This is a genomic window from Dictyoglomus sp. SSW (genome assembly GCF_055181335.1).
On sequence record NZ_CM143705.1, the window covers coordinates 1,493,001 to 1,516,796 of the forward strand.

The window sequence follows — 23,796 nt, forward strand, 5'->3', positions numbered from 1 at the left end:
ATTTTAATCTTACCATATCTTCTCCATCTCCCAATACAATTCAGAAGGTACTCTTTTCTTATTATTTATTACATCCTCTAAAGAGACAGAAACAGTAGTATTATTTTGCCATCCTATCATTACTCCCGAAAACCCATTCATTAGAACTTTCACAGCTTCCACACCCATAAAAGTTGCTATAGTCCTATCGAATACTGATGGGGATCCTCCTCTTTGTATGTGTCCAAGTACAACAATACGAGTAGGTATACCTACCCTATCCTCAATTTGTTTTCCAATAAAATAAGCACTTCCAACTCCCTCCGCAACCACTATAATATTATGTCTTTTATTCCTTTTTTGCCTTTCTTTTAATTTTTCTGTAATATAAGGAAAATCTATAGGTACCTCGGGAATAAGCACAATATCCGCACCACTAACTAATCCAGCAACAAAAGCTATATATCCACACTCCCTACCCATAACTTCTATAACAAAAGTCCTCTCATGAGCAGCAGCTGTATCCCTTATTTTATTTATAGCATCAATAACATTATTACACGCAGTGTCAAAACCTATTGAAAAGTCAGTTCCCCATATATCATTATCTATACTTCCTGGGATTCCTACTACTTTTATACCTCTCTTATATAGCTCAAAAGCTCCTTTAAGAGAACCCTCTCCACCAATTACAATTAAACCATCTATGTTTTGATTTTTTATGTTCTCTATAGCTTTCAAAATACCCTCTTCCTTTTCAAAATCCTTTGATCGAGCAGTATGTAAAATTGTTCCACCGCGTTGAACAATTTCACTCACATCATCTCTTCCAAGCCTTCTAAAATCCCCTTCAATTAAACCCTGATATCCCCTTTCAATCCCTATAATTTCTAAATTTTTAGATAATCCATATCTGACAATAGCCCTAATTGCAGAATTCATTCCAGGCGCATCACCACCACTAGTAAGTACCCCTACCTTCATTTTTCTTTTTCCTCCTCTTGAAATCTTCCATAATTTCTTAACTTCAACCATCTTTCTTCTAATAAGATTTTTATTTCCTTCTCTCTCAACCTCTTCAATACCCTCCTTAAAGCTAATCTCAAATTATTAATTGTCCCTTCAAAATCCTGATGAGCACCCCCATTAGGCTCTGGAATTACCTCATCAACAAGACCTAACTTATAAAGATCTTCAGCAGTAATCTTAAGAGCCTCAGCAGCCTCGGGAGCTTTAGAAGAATCCCTAAACAAAATTGACGCACAACCCTCTGGAGATATCACCGAGTAATAGGCATTTTCAAGTATCATTATATAATCTCCAACCCCTATTCCTAAAGCACCACCACTTCCACCTTCACTTAAAACTACTACTATTATTGGGGTTTTTAATACAGACATTTCTTTTAAATTTTGAGCTATTGCCCAAGCTTGTCCTCTTTCTTCAGCACCTATACCTGGATATGCTCCTGCCGTATCAATAAAGGATATTACTGGTAAAGAAAATTTCTCTGCTATCTTCATAACTCTTAAAGCTTTTCTGTAACCTTCAGGATGGGGCATACCAAAATTCCTTTTCATCTTTTCTTGAACAGACTTCCCCTTCTCTTGACCTATAATTACCACACTTTCATCATTAAAAGTCCCTAACCCTGCGATGATTGCAGAATCATCACCATATAACCTATCTCCATGTAATTCAATAAAATTGTCAAACAATGCATCTAAAAAATCAGAAAAGGTAGGACGATTTGGGTGTCTTGCAAGAAGTATTCTCTCCCAAGGCGTCAATCTTCTTTCCATGATTTCCTCCAAAGATGAGTCAATATTATAAATAAAGTATTTTTAAGCTTCTTCCTTTCTACTACTAAATCTACCATACCATGCTCTAATAAAAACTCTGACCTTTGAAATCCCTCAGGAAGCTTCTGTTTTATTGTTTGTTCAATAACTCGAGGCCCTGTAAAACCAATTAGTGCACCTGGTTCAGCAACTATTACATCTCCTAAGGAACCAAAACTTGCCAAGACACCTGCAGTTGATGGATGGGTTAACACATTGATATATGGTATTTTAGCCTCACTTAGTCTTGCAATTGCAGCACTTGTTTTTGCCATTTGAAATAAAGAAAAAAGTCCTTCTTGCATTCTTGCTCCTCCTGAAGATATTACACTAACCACAGGTATTCTATCTCTTAATGCTCTTTCAATTGTTCTCACCACTTTTTCTCCTACAACTGATCCCATACTGCCCCCAATGAATCTAAAATCCATCACTATTATATGAACAGGAATCCCATTAATCTCCCCTTTACCAACAATAATGGCATCTTTTAAACCGGTAGCTTCTTGTGCCTCTTTTATTCTTTGGGTATAGGGTTTTGTATCTATAAAACCGAGTACATCAATAGGTGAAATATGAGCATCAAATTCCTCAAAAGTGCCATCGTCAATTAAAAGATCTATGCGTTCGTATGCTGTTAATTGATCATGATATCCACATTTTATACATACTTTTAGATTTTCATTCCAATCCTTGGAATAGATGATTTGAGAACATTGAGGACATTTAATCCATAAACCATCGGGAATATCTCTAAATTTATCTTTGTTTTCATTTCTTCTTAAAAAATCCCTAAACATTTCCCCTCCTTAAAATTTTAATTTTTGATTATTTTACCATACAAAGTTATTTTAGCTAATTACAGATCTTTTATATGTTTAAGTCCAAAAGTAACACCAAACTTAAATAGTTGAATTAGATCTTTTTTGATATCCTCATTCCATTTAATCCAAAATTCAGGTGATATTAAAATTTTTTCATTATCAACCTTTATTATCACAGGCGTTAATCCTTTTCTATTTTTTAATATCTCCCTAATTTTATAAATCAACTCATACGTTCTATTTGCGTTTAAATTAATTAAAAGAACATTTCCATCCAATTCATCTACCTGTTCTACCATAATTTTTACTATTTCCTCATTTTCATCTTTATCTACTTCTAACTTACCTCCTACCACAACTCTCTTACCTTCTTGTAAAACATCCTTAAAATTATTATAAACAGAAGAAAAAACAATTATATCAGCTTCACCTGTGTAGTCTTCTAATGTTGCAAAAAGCATTTTTTGGTTCTTTCTATCTAAAATTTCCCTCACATTCTTAAGAATCCCAGGCACGATAATCCAGCTTCCAGATTCCACATCTACCAACTCATCAATAGTATTTTCAAAGAGTTTTTGTGATATTTCTCTCAATTCTTCTTGAGGATCATAGGAAACATAAAGACCGAGCATCTCTTTTTCCATCTCCATTAATTCTTCCACAGTAAATTCTTCAGTATTCATAATCATTGGATCTCTAATTAATTCCATAGTATCTATTAAGGATGCTTGTGTTACTGGCACCTTTTTAGTCGATTGTACTGAATCTAAAAGCTTATCAATATTTTCAAGTAAAGATCTTCTACTTAATTCAAAACTATCAAAAGCACCACTTTTTATCAAGCTTTCTAAAGTTCTTTTATTAATCACTCGAGAATTCAATCTTTTAACAAAATCTAAAACAGATTTAAATTTACCATTTTCTCTCTCATTTACAATTGCTACAGCAACTCCCTCACCCACATTTTTCACAGCAGAAAGTCCAAATCTTATTCCTTCATTTGTAACTGTAAAATGAACCATACTTTCATTTACATCTGGGGGTAGAATTTTAATACCCATTCTTTTGGCTTCTGCTATATATTTACTTAACTTTGAAGTATTATTTCTCACACTTGTTAATAATGATGACATAAATTCCTTTGGATAATAAACTTTAAGAAAAGCAGTTTGATAAGACACATAGGCATAAGCTGCACTATGAGACTTATTAAAACCATATTCTGCAAATTTTGCCATATCCTCAAATATATCCTTAGCTACCTCTTCTGGAATACCTCTCTCTTTTGCACCTTTAACAAATATCTCTCTTTGCTCTTCCATAACTTCTGGCTTCTTTTTACCCATAGCCCTTCTTAAAACATCAGCTTGTCCTAATGAAAATCCTGCCAATCTATGAGCAATTTCCATAACCTGTTCTTGATATATAATCACGCCATAGGTTTCTGAAAGAATAGGTTCTAAAGAAGGATGCATATATTCTACTTTTTCTTCTCCTCTCTTTCTCTTTATATAACTTTCTAATCTTCCTAAAGGACCAGGCCTATATAAAGCTAATACTGCTATTAAGTCTTCAAATTTTTCTGGCTTTATTTCTCTTAAAAGATTTCTCATTCCTCTACTCTCTAATTGAAAGACCCCTATCGTCTCACCTTTCTGTAACAATTCATAAACCTTAGGATCATCCAGTGGTAAATTATCTATATCTATATCAACTCCATAATTTTCTTTTATCTTTTTCAAAGTATCATAAATTACAGTAAGAGTTCTTAAACCAAGAAAATCCATCTTTAATAGTCCAAGTTCTTCTAAATTTGTCATTGGAAACTGAGTTACAATTTCACTGCTATTCATTACTTGGAGAGGCACATACTCTATTAGTGGATCCTTAGAAATAACTAAACCAGCAGCATGTATTGAAGCATGCCTTGCGTGTCCTTCGATCCTTTTTGCAATATCAATAATCTTTTTAGCTTGAGCATTATTTTCTACAAGATTTTGTAATTCTTGTGAACTTTGTAAAGCTTCCTCTATACTACTGTTAGGAGGTATTAATTTTGCAATTCTATCTACTTCGTTATAAGGGACATTTAAAACTCTACCCACATCTCTTACAGATGCACGAGCTGCCATAGTACCAAAAGTAATAATTTGAGCCACATGTTCTTTACCATATTTATTTCTTACATAATCAATAACTTCTTCTCTTCTTTCAAAACAAAAATCAATATCAATATCAGGCATTGTTATTCTCTCAGGATTTAAAAATCTTTCAAATATCAATCCCCATCTTGTAGGCTCAATATTTGTAATCCCTAAAACATAGGAAACCAAAGATCCTGCAGCAGAACCTCTTCCAGGACCTACTGGAATCCCTTTACTCTTTGCATACCTTACAAAGTCCTGTACAATTAAGAAATATCCAGAAAATCCCATTTGTTTTATTACTGAGATTTCGTATTCTAATCTTTCTCTAATGTGATTTGGAATATTATCTCCAAATCTTTTTCTTGCCCCTTCCCAACAAAGTCTTTCAAAGTAAGAATCTAATGTTTCACCTTCAGGTACTTCAAATACTGGTAAAATAACCTTGTTTAAAGGTAGTTCTAAATTACATTTTTCTGCAATTTTTACTGTGTTTTCTAAAGCTTCAGGTATACTTTCAAAAATTTTAGACATCTCTTCTTCTGATTTAAAATAAAATTCATTTGTTTTAAATCTTAACCTATCTTTGTCGTTTAATTTAGATCCTGTTTGAATACATAAGAGGATATCATGAATCTCGGCATCTTCTTTATTTAAATAATGTACATCATTAGTAGCTACAAGAGGGACGCTAAATTCTTTAGACAATTCAATTAATTTTTCATTAACATATTTTTGTTCTTCTAAACCATTATCTTGAAGTTCCAAATAAAAATCTTCTCCAAATATATCTAAATACTCTTTTATAGATTCTTTTGCTTTATCTATTCTATTGTTTAGGATGTAGGTAGGTACTTCTCCAGCAAGACAACTTGTAAGAGCTATTAATCCTCTTGAATATTCTCTTAAAAGTTCTTTATCAACCCTTGGTTTATAATAGAAGCCCTCTATAAAAGACAAGCTAACTAATTTGGTTAAATTTTTATAACCCTCAAAATCTTTTGCAAGAAGAATTAAATGAAAAAGATCTCCTCTTTGGCCTTTTTTCTCAAAGCGTGAATCTGGAGTTACATATACTTCACAACCAATTATAGGTTTAATTCCCTTCTCTTTCGTTATTTTATAAAAATCAATAACACCATACATTACACCATGGTCTGTTAAAGCTACAGCAGGCATGTTAAAATTAACAGCTTTTTCTACCAATTCATCAAGCTTACAGGCACCATCAAGCAAACTATACTCTGAATGTACATGGAGATGTACAAATCCCATACATATCGCCAAGTTTCAAAAAAATATTACTTTTGTATTATAACTGAGAAGGATCTAAACCCAAGAGAACAAAAAAACTCTCTAATGCTCTTTTTTTCCCTCTTAATTCTGGATCACTTTCATCATTTATTAAATTTTTATATTCTTCAATAGCAAACTTTATTGTCTCTTCTAATCCCTTTTCCTCTATACTTTTATAAAGCTCCTTATACTTACTGTGTCTTGCTTCTGCATTTTTTCTCCAATAATCTGGGTTTTCTGTATTCACACTCATAAGAATATCTTGCTTTGCAAGTTTAGAAAATCCATCTAATCCCTTAAGGACAGAATCTTTATCCATTATAAATCCTCTCCTTTCAATTAATATTTTTTACCAAAAGGAAAGTTGTTCTCTTTCTCCCTTTTTGTTTTGCTCTTCCTTTTGCTGTATAACATCATCATATAATTTTTTAAGTTCAATAAAATCTTTTTTAATTCCATCAAGAAGCTTCCCATGATATAAAGCCGCAGCTGGATGATACGTTACAAATACCAACCTCCCATCAACTTGATAGTATTTACCATGAGATGTGTTCATATTCACTGTATGCCCTAATAATACATAGGCAGCGTGCCTTCCTAAAGCACATAATATTTGTGGACTAATTATTTCTATCTGTTTTTTTAAAAAAGGATAACAAGCATTGATCTCTTCTGGAAGAGGATCCCTATTATTAGGAGGTCTACATTTTAAAACATTGGCTATATATACATCTTCCCTTTTCAACCCCAAGGATTCAATAAGTTCTGTTAAAAGCTTTCCTGCAGCCCCAACAAAAGGCCTACCTTGTTGATCTTCATGAAAACCAGGTGCTTCACCAACAAACATAATAACAGCATTAGGATTTCCTTCACCAAAAACTAAATTAGTTCTTTCATTCCATAATAGACAATTTCTACACCTTTCTGCTTCTCGTAACAACTCATCTAAACTTCTTATTTTATTTAATCTTTCCATCCAAACTCTCCTTTCAGCTGGACAAATCTAACATACCCAAGATTCTCCTTCAACATTTTGCCATTTTTTTTAATAATCTTACATAAATTTTGAAAATCTCTCCCTCCTATGGGAATAACCATAATTCCTCCCTCTTCTAACTGCTCCCATAGAGGAAAAGGAACATCGTAAGATGCAGCTGTCACAATAATTCTGTCAAAAGGCGCTTTTTCTTCCCAACCCAAAGTACCATCTCCTACCTTGAAATATATATTAGTATAACCTAAAAATTTTAAAATTTTTTGGGCTCTCTCTGATAGTTCTCTGATCCGCTCAATCGTATATACTTCCTTTGAGAGTTCAGCCAATATTGCTGTCTGATAACCAGAACCTGTACCTATCTCTAAGACTTTTTCCTTTTTAGTAAGTCCTAAAGCTTCTGTCATTAGGGCTACCACATAAGGCTGGGATATGGTCTGCCCAAAACCTATTGGTAATGCTTCATTTACATAAGCTAAATCTATATACTCTTGGGGTACAAAAAGATGTCTTGGAACTTTACTAATAGCATTAAGAACGTCAGGAGATTTTATTCCTTCATTCCTTAATATCTCTACTAAATTTTCTCTTTTTTGTTTGAATAAATCAGTATCTTTAAAATCCAAAGTCAATTCAACTTCTTAAATACTTAGGAATATAAAATAAAGATAAATGAGTGTCTCCATCATAAAATTTTAATTCACCGTGAATTCTTTCCTTTATCCGCTTATCAATTTCATCTTTTTGTAAGAATGGTGAGACACTTTTATCCTTAAAACCAATCAAAAATCCCCAATTACTATCAAAAGAAGGAATAAAAGTCTGGTATGAATATGAATTAGAAAATACTTTCTTTAAATTATCCCTTATCCAAAAATGTCTATATTCTTGCCCTAATTGTGTTGTATCTCCCTGTGTAACCAATATTCCATTATCGTCTAATATGTTCCAAACCAGAAAATAAAACTCTGGCAAATATAATCGGTAAGCAGGAGTATCAGGGTACGGTTCAGGTAGATCTAAAACTACAATATCAAATTTATCCGTTGTATTCTTAACAAATTCCCAGCCATCTTGAAATATTAATTTAACTTTCTCACTTTTAAAAGAACCTTGATGCCATTCCCATAAATACTTTTCAGAAAACTCAACTACTTCAGGATCAATTTCAATTGCAACAATTTCCACATAGTTATATTTTAAAAGCTCTCTGAGGGTAGCTCCTTCTCCTGCACCAACAACTAATATCTTATAAGGATTAGGGTGCAATATCATAGAAGGATGAATAAGAGCTTCATGATATATGAATTCATCCTTTTCTGCGGACTGAATTTTTCCATCTATTATCAAACATTTTCCATAGGTTGGACTTTTAATAATTTGAATCTTTTGATAATAGGAAACAATGTCAACCAAAACTTCCTCTACCATATAGCAATGTAGCTGATCTTCAGCAACTGTGTCTACATACCATCTATAATTTTTCATAGTCCCTTTCATCTTATCTCAAAATCAGTAAAGTTATTTATATTTTCATCGCTCCAAACCACATCAACCTTTTCTACTATTGCTCCTAAGGGACCTTCTTTTAATTTTTCCAAAAAAAGTTTTAATGCTTCTTCTTCTCCTATAGCTTCTACTTCCACTCTTCCATCATTTAGATTTCTCACATAACCTAAAATACCAAGACGCTTTGCCCACTTATAGGCAAAATATCTAAAACCAACTCCCTGAACTACTCCTGAAATATAGACATGAAAATACTTCCTCATAAACAACTAAATTGGTCGGGGCGACTGGACTTGAACCAGCGACCTCCTACTCCCGAAGCAGGCGCGCTAGCCAACTGCGCTACGCCCCGCATAATAAGATGGTCGGGGCGACTGGACTCGAACCAGCGACCTTCCGCACCCCAAACGGACGCGCTTCCCCTGCGCTACGCCCCGACTCGCGTTATTTATTATACCATAAAATACTTACTTTTTCACATTTAGAAGATGTGAAATTTCCTCGACAAATCGAGATGGTTCTTGATACCTATTATATCTTTTTGAAGCGTAAGACATATATAATTTCTCCTTGGCTCTTGTTATACCCACGTAACACAATCTTCTCTCTTCTTCTATTTCTTCTCTTGTAGTTGCATTATAATGAGGTAGTATCCCTTCTTCAAGACCTACAAGAAATACAATATCAAACTCCAATCCTTTTACACTGTGTAGAGTAATAAGAGAAATCTTATCACTCTCAAGAGAATTTTCTATCTTACTACTACTTAACGTAAGATGAGACAGGAATTCTCCCAAATCATTTTTTTCTGAAAACCCCTTACTAAACTCAATTAATTCTAAGAGATTTTCTTTTTTTACCTCTAAAGTATCTCTATCATACTTCTCTATTTCTTTCATATAGCCAGTTTTATCAATAACAGTCTCTATAAGGCCTTCAATATTAATCTTATCTTTTATTTCTAATAAATAATTCCAAATATCTAAAAAACTTTTTACCTCTTTCTTCGTCTTTGAGACTTCCTTAACCGCTTCCAGTAAAGAATAACCCTTGTTATAATATTCCTTTATAAAATTAAAAGTAGCCTCACCAATACCCCTCTTAGGTACATTAATTATTCTCTTTAAGCTTATAATATCATTGGGATCATGTAGGATATTTAGATATGCTACTATATCTTTAACTTCTTTTCTATCAAAAAAACTTATTCCCCCTATTACTTTATATGGAAGATTAGACCTAATAAAGGCTTCTTCGAACACTCTTGATTGCCTATTTGTTCTGTATAAAACTGCAATTTCAGAAGGATTTTTACCCTTTAAAAGTTCTATTTTTATTTGTCTTACCACAAAGCTTGCCTCATCTTCTTCATTTACAGCCCTAAAAAGTATAGGATAATTTCCATTCTTTTTATCACTCCATAACTTTTTAGGATATCTTTTATCATTATTTACTATTAAGGCGTTTGCTATATCCAGAATTTGTTGTGTAGATCTATAATTTTTAGTTAAAAATATTACTTTCAAATTTTTGAAATCTTTCTCCAATCTAAAAATATTTTGATAATCAGCCCCCCTCCAGCTATATATACTTTGATCGTCATCTCCAACTACAGAAAATCTTTTTTTCTCTTCCACAAGAATTTTAAAAAGCTCGTATTGGGCCTTATTAGTATCCTGATATTCATCGACTAAAACATATTCTAATTTATCTTGAACATATCCTCTTAAAGCAGGATTTTCTTGTAATAATTTAATAGAATAAATGAGAAGGTCTGCAAAATCAACAGCATTATTTTTCCTTAAATAATTTTCATATTTCTTATAGATTCCTAATATTATATCATCAAAATTATTAGAAACCATATACTGAAAATCTTCAGGAGTAATTAGCTTATCTTTTAGGCGAGAGATTTTATCTTTAATATCTTTAGAGTTATAATCGTTTTCTCTTGCAAAATCCTTAAGTATCTCTTTTACAACTTCTTCTTGTGCATCTTCATCATATATCACAAAATTGCTTGGAAACCCAAACCTTTTTCCATAGGTTTTTAAAAGATATAACCCAAATCCATGAAAAGTTCCAGCCCAAACTTTTTCACCATCTTCTGACGATATCAGTTTTGTTATCCTACTTTTCATCTCAAAAGCTGCTTTATTCGTAAAAGTTAAAGCCACAATGTTTTCAGGCTTTGCATACTTTTCAGATATGAGATAAGCTATTTTGTAAGTTATTACCCTTGTTTTACCACTTCCAGCTCCTGCAAGTACTAGTAAAGGATTATCCACATCTAAAACTGCGGATAACTGTTCGTCACTTAAGTCTTTAAGAAAATCCATAATTCTTACCTCTTCCAAAAATCTATTCTTTTAATGGTATATCAATTCTTAAAATAGATTTGTTATCCTCCTGAGATAATTCAATTCTCATATTATCAGGTTCAAAAGTGAGATATTTAGAGACTGCCTTAATTAAATCTTCTTTTAAACTTTCTATCATTTTAGGTTCAATCTTTGCCCTATCATAAACAAGGATAACTTGAAGTCTCTCTTTTGCAATTTCTTTAGAAGATATCTTTTTACTCCATATGTTAGTTATGATCATCTTAACCTCCCCTTTTTACCCCTTAAATATTTTAAAAATCTTTTCTAAGAAGCTCTCGGATTTTTCAAGCTCATCCCATGATACATCTTCTCCTAAAAGCCTCTTCACTATTAAATTAAAAGCTAAAGCGGATTTATACTTATTTCCTGAATAAATAATAGGTTCTCCTTTATTTATACTTATTATTAAATTTTCATCTTCTGGTATAATTCCTAAAAGTTCTATAGACAGAATATCCAACAAATCATCAACACCAAGCATTTCACCATTTTTTACCATATCAAACCTTACTCTGTTAACAATAAGTCTTGGATCTCTAAGTCCATAAGCTTCTAAAAGTCCAATAACCCTATCTGCATCTCTTACCGCTGAAACTTCAGGAGTAGTAATAACTATAGCCTCATCAGCACCCGATATAGCACTCTTAAATCCATGCTCTATACCAGCTGGAGAGTCTATTAATACATAATCAAACTCTATCTTAAGATCATTTATTACCCCTTTCATCTGTTCAATAGAAACAGCTTCCTTTTCTTTTGTTTGGGCAGCAGGTAAAAGATATAGATTATTTAATCTTTTATCCTTAACTAATGCTTGTTTAAGACTACATTTTCCTTCCACCACATCCACTATGTTGTAAACTATTCTATTTTCTAAACCCAGAAGAAGATCTAAATTTCTAAGTCCTATATCTGTATCTACAAGAGCAACTTTAAGACCACTCATAGCAAGACCAGTTCCAATATTAGCCACAGCAGTAGTCTTACCAACACCACCCTTCCCTGAAGTTACCACTATAGATTTACCCATCTTTTTTACCCCCTAAATTAATATGTATCAATCTTAAATTTACCATCCTCTATATATAAAAAATAACCTGCCTTTTTATACCTTGCTTTGGGCATATCTAAAATATAAGAGGCGATTTGAATCTTTTCAGGCTCAAGTCCCAAAGCAAATATAATAGCTTTGTCATTATTTTCATATCCTGCCCATATAGAACCTCTGATCTTTCCTAAAACAAAAACACTCTTATTACAAATTATTTCTGCCCCTGAATTTACATCTCCTAAAATTAAAAGATTTTCTTTTGAACTAACAAGTTTACCACTTCTTATAGGACCGATAATAATCTTTGCAATATTGGAGTAAGGAACTCTTATCTTAGGTAAGTCCCTGTTTAGCATTATACCATAATTTTTATAAATTTGTTTCTGGAGTTCCTCCCAATCTGAATTATCTATCTCTCTTCCTTGGAAGTCTATATAAATATTTACACCTTTAAAAAATTTTTCCTTATTCTTGATCTCATCAATTATAAGATTTTTAATTTCATCCCAAGATAAAGATGGATTAACTACCATCTTTATACCTTCTTTTAAATCTCCTTTTATAGATATATTACTCAATATTTTTACCCCCCTTTATCATATATTCAATTATCTTTCTTGCTATTAGAGCTGCTCTACCTCCTCCGCTTTTTCCATGCTCAACAAAAACAGTCACCACATAAGGAACATCGTTAACTCTAAAGAAAGAGGAAAACCAAGCATGGCTTTCTCCATGCGGGTTCTCAGCTGTTCCTGTTTTTCCAAATATTTCTACTCCTGAAAATTTTACAGCTATTCCTGTTCCTTCCTCCACCACTTTTTTCATTCCCTCCTTTAATATTTCCCATATTGATTTATTTATCTTTACTTCTTTAATAATCTCAGGCCTAACCTCTTCTATACCATTTTCAGTTACTATACCCTTTAAAACGTGCGGTTTAACCAATATTCCTTCTGTAGCAAGCATACTCATCATAGCATGTATTTCTAAAGGAGTAACCAGTACAAAACCTTGACCGATGGAAAGATTTACTGTATCTCCAGGATACCAAGGCTCTTTAAAGGTTTTTACTTTCCATTCCTTAGATGGAATAAATCCTTTTACCTCTCCTGGCAAATCTATACCCACTTTAGAATCTAACATAAAATCTTTTGCATATTTAAAAATCTGATCTTCTCCTACCCTCAATCCTACATTGTAAAAAACCACATTACAAGATTGAGCTATTCCATCCACAAAATTAATTCTTCTATGTCCACCCTTTTTCCAGCATTTATAAGAATATCCTCCTAAGTAAAATTCTCCTGGACAATAAAAAGTATCATTTGGTGAGATCTTTTTATTTTCTAAGGCAGAAAGAGCAACTATCAATTTAAAAATAGAACCTGGAGGGTATAAGGCTGAAATCGCCTTATTGTTTAATGGCTTGTTGATATCATTAATAAGATTATTCCATTCTTCTTTTGTAAAACCTGTTATAAATTTATTAGGGTCAAAGGCAGGATGACTTGCCATAGATAAAACTTCTCCTGTATCTGCCCGAGATACAATGACACAGCCCCTTTCCTCTCCTAAGGCATCTTCAGCAACCTTTTGAATATTCAGATCTAAACTTAATATTAATGATTCACCAGGTACAGGATCCTTCTGGCCAACTGTGATATTTTCAGTATTTGAAGCATGCAATAATATTCCTCTAAATCCTTTCTTACCCCTTAAATATTTTTCATAAAATGCCTCTACTCCGTATTTCCCAGATTTTTCCCCCAAAGAATAATCACTTTCCTCATCTTCAAGTTCTTCTTTACTTACCTCACCCATGTATCCAATAACATGAGAAGCTAATGATCCAAAAGGATAATATCTCTCAAATTCAATATTTATAGAAAATGGTGGTAAATCCTCTCTATTCTCTTCTAAAAGTAATATTTCCTTTATATCTAAATTATTTTTTAAAAGTACCGCAGGATAGAACGGTGAAATTTTATTATAAATCTTTTCGATATCTTTATCCTTCATTTTTATAACATTGCTTAATCTCTTTACTTTTTCTCTCTCATATTTGTAAGGAGGAATTAAATATAATGAATATTTTATCTTATTTTCAGCTAAAATAACTCCATTTCTATCATATATGATACCTCGAGGGGCAGGAAGGATTACTGATTTCATATAGTTTCTTTGGGCAAGATCTTGATAAAAATCACCTTTATATATTTGAAGATAGAAAAGTCTTAATATAATCAGCAAAATAGCTACTTCTATTATTCTTTTAAAGAAAATTTCATGATTCTTCATTCTTTTTCAGTAGAATAAATCTCAGGAATAAAAAAATAAAAAGGGATAAAAAATACAAGATTAGATGATATATATCTCAAGAGGTCTATTACATAATTCAAACTAAAATTATAGCCAAAGTTCCAAAATAAAAAGGAAAAGGTACTAAGACCAATTATTAAAAAGAAGGCACTACTTTTATGAATAGAGATAAAACTCTTTTTCCACATTTTTATTATAACTTCAATAATAACCCAATAAATCAGAAATAAATAGAAAGGAATAGTAGAAAAAATTTTTAAAGAAAAAGATAGAATAATAGATATTCCTTGAAAATATAAACTTTTAAAAAGAAGAAAAACAAAAAAAACTAAAACCAAATCAGGATGAAATCCTAAAAAGAAAACTTTTGTCTGCAAAAAAGCTAAAATTAAAGAACTTAAAAAGATTAAAATTTCAGACAAACTGCAACCCCCTCCATATTTGATAAATCAACCATTGGATATACTTTTATTCTGGTAAAAGCTAAAACATTCTTCTCTTCTAAATGAGAAATATATCCTACCTTTAAACCATAAGGTATATATTCATCAATTCCAGAAGTTATTACATTATGATTAGTTTTAATACCATGATCTGAAAATATGTAAGCCATTTCTATATGATCAAAGGCTCCTTTAACTATTCCATAATCTTTTGTTTCCCATATCATTACTCCTACTACTGTACTAGGGTCATAGATTGTCTTTACAATTGAAAAATTTTTCTCTGTTTTATAAATTTTTCCAATTATCTGATCCTTATAAATTACTGCCATCCCTTTTTTGACACCATCTTTTTCTCCCTTATCTATTTTAAATTCAAGATTCCACTTTACAGGATCTCTTCCAATAATGTTAGCATAAACAAACGAAAAATTTTTCTTTTCCAATTCCTTTAACCATATTGCTGTCTCTTCTTTCCGTCTTAGATTTTCTAAAATCATTTTAAGCCTTAAATTTTCCTTATATAAATCAAAGTTTTCGTTCCTTAATATCTCTATTTCCTTTTGCAAACTTTCAGTTAAAGTAAAAATAGCTTTCAATTCATTAATAAAAATCTTTAAGTCATTAATTATATTAGAAAATGCTTTTTGAATATTAGTGGTCCAAATTTCTACGTATCCACTACCCCAAAGAAGAATAGAGAGTAGCAGTACTAAAAATACCAACCGCCATTTAATTCCTTGTTTATCCATTTATAAATACTTCTTAATAGCTCTCTTTAACTGAAGCAAGTACCTGTTTATATTTATCAAATTCTTCAATAATCTTTCCTGTTCCTTTTACTACACAAAGTAAAGGCTCTTCTGCAACTATAGTTACAACCCCTATTTGTTCTGATATATATGAATCAAGACCTCTCAGGAGAGCACCTCCACCAGCTAAAACTATACCTTTATCCATAATATCTGCTGCAAGTTCTGGAGGTGTTTTTTCTAAGGTATCTCTAATTGCTTCTACAATCATATCAATGGTATCCTTTAAAGCTTCTCTAACTTCTGCCGAACTAATCTCTATATTACGAGGCACCCCAGTAAGTAAATCTCTTCCTTTAACTTCCATATAAGTTTTATTCTCTTCTCCAAAAGCAGCATTTCCAAGGTTAACCTTTATCTCTTCTGCAGTTCTCTCTCCTATAAATAGGTTGTATTTTTTCCTTATATAATGAACAATAGCTTCATCCATCTCATCCCCAGCCACCTTTATTGAGGTGCTAACCACTATTCCTCCTAATGAAATAACAGCTATTTCAGTAGTCCCTCCACCAATATCTACAATAATATTACCAGAAGGTTCCCATATTGGGAGATCAGCACCTAATGCACTAGCAATAGGCTCTGTGACAAGCAAAACATCTCTTGCACCAGCAGAATATGCAGTATCTAAAACAGCTCTACGCTCTACAGGTGTTGTTCCCGACGGTATACCTATAACCATTCGAGGACTTACTAAAAAATCTCTCTTATTGTGAACCTTCTCTATAAAGTATCTAATCATCTTTTCCGCAGCATCAAAATCTGCTATGACTCCATCCTTTAATGGCCTTATAGTGACAATCTCTTCAGGAGTTCTTCCAAGCATTTTCTTTGCTTCTTCACCAACAGCAACAACCTTCTTATCACTTCTTCTTATTGCCACCATAGATGGTTCAAAGATAACTACTCCCTTACCTCTAACATATACAACCGTATTTGCAGTTCCCAAATCAATACCTAAATCCTTAGAAAAAATTCCTGCCAAAAAATTCAAAGCCATAAGTCCTCCTTCTTTCTTTTATAATATTTTATAAAAGATTATATCCAAATTTATCAAGAAGATAATTCAATCTTACTAATGGTAATCCCACTATATTATAGTAATCACCTTCTATTTTTTCAATTAATAATGCTCCTTTACCTTGAATTCCATAAGCACCAGCTTTATCCATAGGTTCACCTGTTGCAACGTATCTTTCTATTTCCTCATCCGAATAATCCCTCATTTTTACCTTACTTCTAACAGAAGAAATATAATGTATGTTTTCAGGAGTCGCCCATACAACTATACCCGTAAAAACATAATGATATTTACCTCTTAGCCTCTTAAGAATTCTTATAGCATCCTTTTCATTTTTTGGTTTACCAACAATTTCTCCATCTAATACTACAATAGTATCAGCTGAAATAATTAAAGAATATTCACTTTGGCATAGTTCTGCTGCTTTTTGAGCTTTCTTTAAAGCATTTTTCTTCACCAAATCTACTGGCGAGATATTTCTTTTCCCTTCTATTTCTTCCACATCTACTGGTAAAACTTTAAAATCAATACCTAAACTCTTAAGAAGTTCCTTTCTTCTAGGAGAATTAGATGCAAGAATTATTTCTCTTTTCATTGTTTGAAAGATTTAAATCCCTCCCCTAATACTTCATGAGCCGGTGTTATTACAACAAAAGCTTTTGGATCATTTTTATGAATTATTTCTTTTAATCTACCAACCTCTGATTGACTTACTACACAGTATAAAATTTCCCTCTCTCTCCCAGTGTATAATCCCATACCATAAAAAACTGTAACTCCTCTGCCTAATTCTTTGAGAATTTTTTCTCCAATATCCCTTGGCCTATCTGAGAAAATAAGAGCAGCTTTAGTATACGATAATCCTTGTTGTACTAAATCTATGGAATATCCTTGAATAAAAATAACAAGAAGAGCATATAAAGCCAAAACAAAATCAAAAATAAAACCTGCGGAAATAACTATAATTCCATCTATTATTAACAATGATTGTCCTATATTTAACCCGGTAAAATGAGAAAATACTTGAGCTAAAATATCTGTTCCACCAGTAGATCCTCCGTATTTAAATACTATACCAAGCCCTAATCCCCCCAATATACCACCATAAACCGTCGCAATTATTGGGTCTTTTATAACAGGTAATTTGAAAAGATTAAGCAGATCTACAAATAAAGATAGTATAAAAGTTCCGTACAGAGTTTTAAAGCCAAAAGAAGAACCAAGCATCTTAATACCCAATACAAATATGGGTATATTTAAAAGAAGCATAGTAATACCAACAGGAGATCTAAAAATATAGTATAGAATGATAGCTATTCCACTAACTCCACCACCCACAAGCTTGTTAGGAGCTAAAAATACATCTATACTTACAGCTATAAAAAAAGCCCCCAAAGTTATTCCCAATAAATCAATAATTTTTTTCATATATTCTACCCCTTTGTATATATACGCAAAAACCTCAGAAGTCTTGGAAACCTTACAAAAATTCTTTTAGGCTCTTGTAAAATTCTGTAAAACCATTCTAACCCAAGTTTTCTAAAAATCCAAGGAACTCTTCTTTTTACACCAGAAAGAACATCAAAACTACCTCCAACCCCCATAGCAACTCTTACCTTCAAATCCCTTTTATATTTGCTAATAAAAAATTCTTGTTTAGGAGCACCTAAAGCCACGAATAAAATCTTTGCTCCAGATTCATTAATCATCTTAATTATTTTTTCCTCTTCTTCATCAGAAAAATAACCATTTCTAAATCCTGCTACTAATAAATCTGGATATTTTAACTTTAGATTTTCAACTAATTTCCTAACAACTTCCTCTTTTGCTCCAAGGAAAAATATTGGAAATCCATATATTTCCGCCCAAGAAAGAATTTTTTCCATAGCCTCAATACCCGGGAACTTTCTAATAAAATATCCCTTTCTTTTAGCGAGAAGAGTTATACCAATACCATCTGGAATATTTAAATCAGACTCATATAACACCTTTTTAAACTCAGGATTTTCATTAGCTATTACCAACATTTCTGCATTTGGAGTGAATATAGTATTACATTTATTACTCTCCATAAAGGAGAGTATTAATTTTTTAAATTCATCATCTTCTAAAGATGTAAATTTAATCCCTAAAATATCCACATTTAACATATTTCTTTCTTAAAATTGTCTAAGTCCTCCTTTATTTTCTCTTTTTGCATAATTTTTACTTTCTTTAAGTATTCCTTATATTGATCATAATTTTTCAAAATTTCGGCAACATAATCTTTTATTTTATCAGATGAAAGTTCATCAACTACGAATTTCCAGCCAATATCTTCACAAAAACCTTTAACCTTCTCATCATAAGAAATTGCAATGAAAGGAATTTCAAAAAGTACAGATAGGATATGACTATGAAGTCTCATGCCAATAAAAATTATATTCATAGGAAAAAACTCTTCAATATTATCATCCGTTAGCTCTACAAATTTAATTTTTGATTTTATATGGTTGCCTAATTCGTCAAAAAGATGTTTGTCTTCAGTATGTAAAGCATAAAATACCATCTCTTTTTCCATTAATCCTTCTAAATTAGTAAGTAGGGAGTATATATCATTTAAACTATAATCTTTCCATCTTCTCAAATTAACTCCTATATATTTTCTCTCTAACTTTTTATAATTAAAGTCTAATAAAAAGACTAAATCTGTTGATAATTTAATCTTTTCTTCCAGGACATTTATCTTTTTCAAATAATTATAAGAAAAAGAATCTCTTACATATACTTTGTTACACTGAGTTAATATATAACCTAATAGCTTTTCTTCAATTCTATTTCTTAAAGGAGAAAAGCTTTGACCCAAAAGATATATCTTTTTATTAAAAAGTAAAGCAAAGAAAATTATAGATAAATAATAAAAAAAAGATTTTAAGCTTGTTTTGTCTTGAAAAAGACCTCCCCCTCCTGCAACAACAACTTCTGCCCATTTTAAAGCTTTGTATACTTGAAAAGGTAAAAATTTATTAAAAACCTTATAATTTGAATTTTTGTCTTTTTTCTTTGATAAAACACCTACTTCAAAATTCGTACTCAAAGAGAATAATAAGCTCTTTAAAAGAAGCTCATCACCAAGATTCCCCTCCCCATAGTATCCAAAAAGAAGCACTCTTTTCATTTATCTTTTTTCCTTTGCCATTCACTAAATAAATATGCTTCTATGAAAGGATCTAAATCACCATCAATAACCGCTTGTACATTACCCACTTCTAAACCTGTTCTATGATCCTTTACTAATGTATATGGATGAAATACATAAGATCTGATTTGATTCCCCCAACTTATCTCTTGTACTTCTCCTTTTAAAGATGCTATTTGTTCTCTTCTTTTCCTTTCTTCCAATTCCTCAAGACGAGCTCTCAAAACCCTTAAAGCCATCTCTTTATTAGCATGCTGTGACCTCTCGTTTTGACATTGAACTACTATACCAGTTGGAATATGGGTTATTCTAACAGCTGATTCAACTTTATTTACATGTTGTCCCCCTGCTCCTCCTGCCCTAAAAGTTTCTATTCTTAAATCTTCAGGTCTTATAACAATATTACTTTCAGGAATTTCAGGAATAACCTCTACTAAAGCAAATGATGTATGTCTTCTATGATTAGCATCAAAAGGGGAAATCCTTACAAGTCTATGAACCCCTTTCTCCCCCTTAAGATATCCATAAGCTCTCTCACCTTCTATTAACAAAGTAGCACTTTTTATTCCAGCTTCTTCTCCTGGAGATATATCTAATATTTTTACGTTAAAGCCTTTTCTTTCTGCCCATCTTATATACATTCTTAAAAGAATTTCAGTCCAATCTTGAGCATCAGTACCTCCTGTCCCTGCATGTAAAGAAAGAATAGCATTAGCATTATCATGTGGTTCTTTTAGGATTAAATTAATCTCAAAGTTTTTAAGTTTTTCTCCAATTTCCTTTAATTTCCTTTCAAACTCCTCTCTAAATTCATCTCCCTCTTCAATAAGATCTTTCCATTCTTTCAATTCAATAATTTCTTTCTCTATTGAAAGCCAATCATTTAACTCCTTTTGCAAGTTGTTATATTCACTTAAAAGGGCTTTATTTTTCTCCGGATCATCCCAGCTACTCTTGGCAATTTTATTTTCTAAATCCTTTAATCTTGACTTTATCCTATCTAAGTCAAAGATAACCACCCAATTTATTGAAAGTCTCTAATATTTCTTCATATGATATTAACAAATCCGCTACAGAAACTCCCAAATCAACTCCTCCTTCCACGATTTGCTGTTTTTGTTTCTTCAGTAACACGGATATTAAATAAGTATCTTATACTTTCCCAATCAAAAGTATTTACCATATCTTGGAACATTTGATAAGCCTCTTTTTTATATTCTACTAAAGGATCATGATGAGCAATAGCTCTCAAACCAATACCTTCCCTCAAAACTTCCATATCATTAAGATGCTCTATCCAGAGTTTATCAATTACATATAAAAGTACTATTCTCTCAATTTCTTTCCAGGTATCTTCTCCAAATTTCATCTTTCTCTCTTCATATTTTTCTTTAATTACCTTCTCTAATTTCTCTTTAATAGTCTCAAAATTATCTTCAGCTATAATCTCTTCCCAATTTGATGGTAAAAATCCGAATACCTCAAGAAACATATTTTTCCAGCTTTCCTTTTCCTGAGAAGACATCTGATTAAAGAATCTTTCTAATACTCTATCTAAAATCTTCTGTACTATTTCTTCCAAATTATCCATCGTTAATATTTTTCTTCTTTCAGAGTAAACTACTTCTCTTTGTTTATTAAGCACATCATCATACTCTAAAAGTTGTTTTCTTATTTCAAAATTTAACTTTTCCACCTTAGCTTGGCTATTTTCTATTAATCTCGTAAGTAAAGGAGACTCAATAGGTTGCCCTTTTTCCATTCCCAATCTATCCATTAAAGCTTTTATCTGATCTCCTCCAAAAAGTCTTAAAAGATCATCTTCCAATGAAACGTAAAACCTCGAAGAACCGGGATCTCCTTGTCTACCTGCACGTCCTCTTAACTGATTATCAATTCTTCTACTTTCATGTCTTTCTGTTCCTATAACATGAAGACCTCCAAGCTCAGCCACTCCTTCCCCTAAAACAATATCTGTCCCTCTTCCTGCCATATTTGTAGCAATAGTTACAGCATATTTCTGGCCTGCTTTAGCAATAATTTCAGCTTCCTTTTCGTGGTATTTTGCGTTTAATACATTGTGGGGAATCCCCTTCTTTTTAAGCATTTTACTTAATCTTTCTGACTTCTCTATAGATGTCGTACCTACAAGCACAGGCCTTCCAATTTTGTATAACTCTTCAATTTCCTTTACCACAGCCTCAAATTTTTCTTCTTCTGTTTTAAAAACAAGATCAGGATAATTGGTTCTCCTTAAAGGTTTATTCGGAGGTATAACAACTACCTCTAATCCGTAAATCTTAACAAATTCTTCTTCCTCAGTAGCTGCAGTTCCCGTCATACCAGCTATCTTCTTATACATTCTAAAATAATTTTGTATAGAGATAGTTGCTAAAGTAACATTTTCTTCCCTTATTCTTACACCTTCTTTTGCCTCAATAGCTTGATGCAATCCATCACTATATCTTCTTCCAAACATTAATCTTCCTGTAAATTCGTCAACAATTATCACTTCTCCGTCTTTAACTATATAATCCCTATCTCTATGATAAAAATTAAGAGCCTTTAAACACTGAAGAAGAGCATGAGCTAAATCCATATTTTGAAAATCATATAGGTCCTTTACACCTAAAAATTTTTCTGCCTTTCTCAAACCTTCTTCTGTTAAAGATACTGTTCTTGTTTTCTCATCAGTAGTATAATCTTCATCCTTCTTCAAATATCTTGCAGTTCTAATCGCAAGCTTATATATCCGACTATCTCCCTTAGCTGGACCTGAAATAATAAGAGGAGTTCTTGCCTCATCTATTAGAATACTATCTACTTCATCAATAATCGCATAGTTTAATTCTCTTTGAACTAAATGATCAGCTGATAATGCTATATTATCCCTTAAATAATCAAATCCAAACTCATTATTAGTACCATATGTAATATCTGCCAAATAAGCTTTTTTCCTTTCTAAAATTGGAGTATCATTTTGTAAAAGACCAACTTCCAAACCTAAAAACTCATAAATTGGTCCCATCCAATATCTATCCCTTTTAGCCAAATAATCATTAACTGTTACTATATGTACTCCTTTTCCCTCTAAGGCATTCAAATAGGCAGGAAGAGTTGCTACCAGAGTTTTACCCTCTCCCGTTTGCATTTCAGCTATTTTTCCTTGATGTAGAACAATACCACCCATTAGTTGTACATCAAAGTGTCTCATCCCAAGAGTTCTTTTTGCTACCTCTCTTACTACTGCAAAGGATTCTACTAATAAATCATCAAGGGTAGCACCCCTTTCTAATCTCTGTTTAAACTCTGATGTTTTTCTTTTTAGTTCATCGTCAGATAATTTACTTATCTCAGGTTCTAAAGCGTTAATTTTCTTTACGTATTCTTCTAATCTTTTTAAAGTTCTTGAATTGGAATCAAATAATTTAGATAGTAATCCCATATTATTTACTTATTCTCCTTCGTCCGTAATAATTAATCCATAATTTCCATCTTTTCTTCTATATAAAATAGAAGTTTTATAAGTATCTGCATCTATGAAAACAAAGAAATCATGCCCTAAAAGTTCCATTTGCAATATGGCTTCTTCTATATCCATAGGTTTCAATGAAAATCTTTTAACTTTAACAACCTTTTTCTCTCCTTCATCTTCCTCTTTTGTAAACATTTCAGTCAAAGAAGGAGCCCTCTTTTCTCTGTCTATCATTTTTTCTTTATATTTTTTAAGTTGTTTTTCCAATTTATCAATTACCAAATCTATACTACTTCTAAAATCTTGATTGGCCTCTGATGCTCTTATTATCTTTCCATTTGCCCTAATAGTAACTTCTACTCTATGAGCTCGACTACCATCTTTCCAATCTTCTTCCGAAAAGATAACCTCTATATTTTCAATATTATCAAAAAAGCGAGATAGTTTTGAAAGTTTTTTCTCAGCATATTCTTGCAAATTAGGAGAAATAGACACATTTTTACTTGAAAAGTTAATCTGCATAATC

Annotated in this window: 24 protein-coding genes and 2 tRNA genes; all 26 read right to left on the reverse strand. The window is 32.0% G+C overall.

Going from position 1 to position 23,796, the window contains the following annotated elements:
- Positions 1-9 precede the first annotated feature (9 nt).
- Positions 10-963 (reverse strand): 6-phosphofructokinase, encoded by a 954-nt coding sequence (gene pfkA, locus ACY3JM_RS07400; protein WP_463081849.1) that lies wholly within the window; start codon positions 961-963, stop codon positions 10-12.
- The gene (locus ACY3JM_RS07405; RefSeq protein WP_463081848.1) at positions 960-1,781 is read right to left on the reverse strand and encodes an acetyl-CoA carboxylase carboxyltransferase subunit alpha; all 822 of its coding nucleotides are present in this window, start codon (positions 1,779-1,781) and stop codon (positions 960-962) included. The genes pfkA and ACY3JM_RS07405 overlap by 4 nt, the downstream gene beginning before the upstream one ends.
- On the reverse strand, positions 1,766-2,620 hold the full coding sequence (accD, locus tag ACY3JM_RS07410; protein ID WP_463081847.1) for an acetyl-CoA carboxylase, carboxyltransferase subunit beta: 855 nt from the start codon (positions 2,618-2,620) through the stop codon (positions 1,766-1,768). Before accD ends, ACY3JM_RS07405 begins: the two co-directional genes overlap by 16 nt.
- 59 nt (positions 2,621-2,679) lie before the next feature.
- Entirely contained in the window at positions 2,680-6,063 is a 3,384-nt protein-coding gene (locus tag ACY3JM_RS07415; RefSeq protein WP_463111212.1) for a DNA polymerase III subunit alpha, read from the reverse strand.
- A gap of 37 nt (positions 6,064-6,100) precedes the next feature.
- Positions 6,101-6,403 (reverse strand): hypothetical protein, encoded by a 303-nt coding sequence (locus ACY3JM_RS07420; protein ID WP_463081845.1) that lies wholly within the window; start codon positions 6,401-6,403, stop codon positions 6,101-6,103.
- Between the two features lie 30 nt (positions 6,404-6,433).
- Positions 6,434-7,060 carry a uracil-DNA glycosylase gene (locus ACY3JM_RS07425; RefSeq protein ID WP_463081844.1) on the reverse strand — a complete coding sequence of 209 codons (627 nt, stop codon included), beginning with the start codon at positions 7,058-7,060 and terminating at the stop codon, positions 6,434-6,436.
- On the reverse strand, positions 7,048-7,704 hold the full coding sequence (locus ACY3JM_RS07430) for a protein-L-isoaspartate(D-aspartate) O-methyltransferase (RefSeq protein WP_463081843.1): 657 nt from the start codon (positions 7,702-7,704) through the stop codon (positions 7,048-7,050). The genes ACY3JM_RS07425 and ACY3JM_RS07430 overlap by 13 nt, the downstream gene beginning before the upstream one ends.
- A gap of 7 nt (positions 7,705-7,711) precedes the next feature.
- Complete coding sequence (locus ACY3JM_RS07435; protein ID WP_463111213.1) at positions 7,712-8,566, reverse strand: spermine/spermidine synthase domain-containing protein; 855 nt, start codon at positions 8,564-8,566, stop codon at positions 7,712-7,714.
- Between the two features lie 8 nt (positions 8,567-8,574).
- Complete coding sequence (locus ACY3JM_RS07440; RefSeq protein ID WP_463111214.1) at positions 8,575-8,850, reverse strand: acylphosphatase; 276 nt, start codon at positions 8,848-8,850, stop codon at positions 8,575-8,577.
- A 12-nt stretch (positions 8,851-8,862) separates the two neighbouring features.
- A tRNA-Pro gene (locus ACY3JM_RS07445) sits at positions 8,863-8,939 on the reverse strand.
- A 10-nt stretch (positions 8,940-8,949) separates the two neighbouring features.
- Positions 8,950-9,024, reverse strand: a tRNA-Pro gene (locus ACY3JM_RS07450).
- A gap of 30 nt (positions 9,025-9,054) precedes the next feature.
- Positions 9,055-10,926, reverse strand: a complete 1,872-nt coding sequence (locus ACY3JM_RS07455; protein ID WP_463111215.1) for an ATP-dependent helicase — start codon at positions 10,924-10,926, stop codon at positions 9,055-9,057.
- A gap of 22 nt (positions 10,927-10,948) precedes the next feature.
- On the reverse strand, positions 10,949-11,191 hold the full coding sequence (gene minE, locus ACY3JM_RS07460; protein WP_463081839.1) for a cell division topological specificity factor MinE: 243 nt from the start codon (positions 11,189-11,191) through the stop codon (positions 10,949-10,951).
- 15 nt (positions 11,192-11,206) lie between these two features.
- Positions 11,207-12,001, reverse strand: coding sequence for a septum site-determining protein MinD (gene minD / locus ACY3JM_RS07465; protein WP_463081838.1), 795 nt, complete (start codon positions 11,999-12,001; stop codon positions 11,207-11,209).
- 17 nt (positions 12,002-12,018) lie between these two features.
- The gene (locus ACY3JM_RS07470) at positions 12,019-12,600 is read right to left on the reverse strand and encodes a septum site-determining protein MinC (protein ID WP_463091423.1); all 582 of its coding nucleotides are present in this window, start codon (positions 12,598-12,600) and stop codon (positions 12,019-12,021) included.
- Positions 12,593-14,320 carry a penicillin-binding protein 2 gene (gene mrdA / locus ACY3JM_RS07475; protein ID WP_463111216.1) on the reverse strand — a complete coding sequence of 576 codons (1,728 nt, stop codon included), beginning with the start codon at positions 14,318-14,320 and terminating at the stop codon, positions 12,593-12,595. Before mrdA ends, ACY3JM_RS07470 begins: the two co-directional genes overlap by 8 nt.
- Positions 14,317-14,763 carry a hypothetical protein gene (locus tag ACY3JM_RS07480; protein ID WP_463081835.1) on the reverse strand — a complete coding sequence of 149 codons (447 nt, stop codon included), beginning with the start codon at positions 14,761-14,763 and terminating at the stop codon, positions 14,317-14,319. The genes mrdA and ACY3JM_RS07480 overlap by 4 nt, the downstream gene beginning before the upstream one ends.
- The gene (gene mreC, locus ACY3JM_RS07485; RefSeq protein WP_463081834.1) at positions 14,748-15,536 is read right to left on the reverse strand and encodes a rod shape-determining protein MreC; all 789 of its coding nucleotides are present in this window, start codon (positions 15,534-15,536) and stop codon (positions 14,748-14,750) included. The genes ACY3JM_RS07480 and mreC overlap by 16 nt, the downstream gene beginning before the upstream one ends.
- Positions 15,537-15,549: 13 nt before the next feature.
- The gene (locus ACY3JM_RS07490; RefSeq protein WP_463081833.1) at positions 15,550-16,596 is read right to left on the reverse strand and encodes a rod shape-determining protein; all 1,047 of its coding nucleotides are present in this window, start codon (positions 16,594-16,596) and stop codon (positions 15,550-15,552) included.
- Positions 16,597-16,624: 28 nt separating this feature from the next.
- Positions 16,625-17,212: a Maf family protein gene (locus ACY3JM_RS07495; RefSeq protein WP_463081832.1), complete on the reverse strand. Its 588-nt coding sequence runs from the start codon at positions 17,210-17,212 to the stop codon at positions 16,625-16,627.
- Positions 17,209-18,045, reverse strand: coding sequence for a YitT family protein (locus ACY3JM_RS07500; protein WP_463081831.1), 837 nt, complete (start codon positions 18,043-18,045; stop codon positions 17,209-17,211). Before ACY3JM_RS07500 ends, ACY3JM_RS07495 begins: the two co-directional genes overlap by 4 nt.
- A gap of 5 nt (positions 18,046-18,050) precedes the next feature.
- Positions 18,051-18,767, reverse strand: a complete 717-nt coding sequence (locus ACY3JM_RS07505) for a WecB/TagA/CpsF family glycosyltransferase (protein WP_463111217.1) — start codon at positions 18,765-18,767, stop codon at positions 18,051-18,053.
- Positions 18,761-19,774, reverse strand: coding sequence for a polysaccharide pyruvyl transferase CsaB (gene csaB / locus ACY3JM_RS07510; protein WP_463111218.1), 1,014 nt, complete (start codon positions 19,772-19,774; stop codon positions 18,761-18,763). Before csaB ends, ACY3JM_RS07505 begins: the two co-directional genes overlap by 7 nt.
- Positions 19,771-20,881 (reverse strand): peptide chain release factor 2 gene (gene prfB, locus ACY3JM_RS07515; RefSeq protein ID WP_463081828.1). Its coding sequence is split into 2 segments (ribosomal slippage): positions 19,771-20,802 and positions 20,804-20,881, totalling 1,110 coding nucleotides; the frame shifts between segments, so codons are not numbered across the junction. Before prfB ends, csaB begins: the two co-directional genes overlap by 4 nt.
- Position 20,882: 1 nt before the next feature.
- A complete protein-coding gene (gene secA, locus ACY3JM_RS07520) occupies positions 20,883-23,240 on the reverse strand; it encodes a preprotein translocase subunit SecA (RefSeq protein ID WP_463111219.1) in 2,358 nt (785 codons plus the stop codon).
- Between the two features lie 9 nt (positions 23,241-23,249).
- Entirely contained in the window at positions 23,250-23,792 is a 543-nt protein-coding gene (gene hpf / locus ACY3JM_RS07525; RefSeq protein WP_463081826.1) for a ribosome hibernation-promoting factor, HPF/YfiA family, read from the reverse strand.
- Positions 23,793-23,796 lie beyond the last annotated feature (4 nt).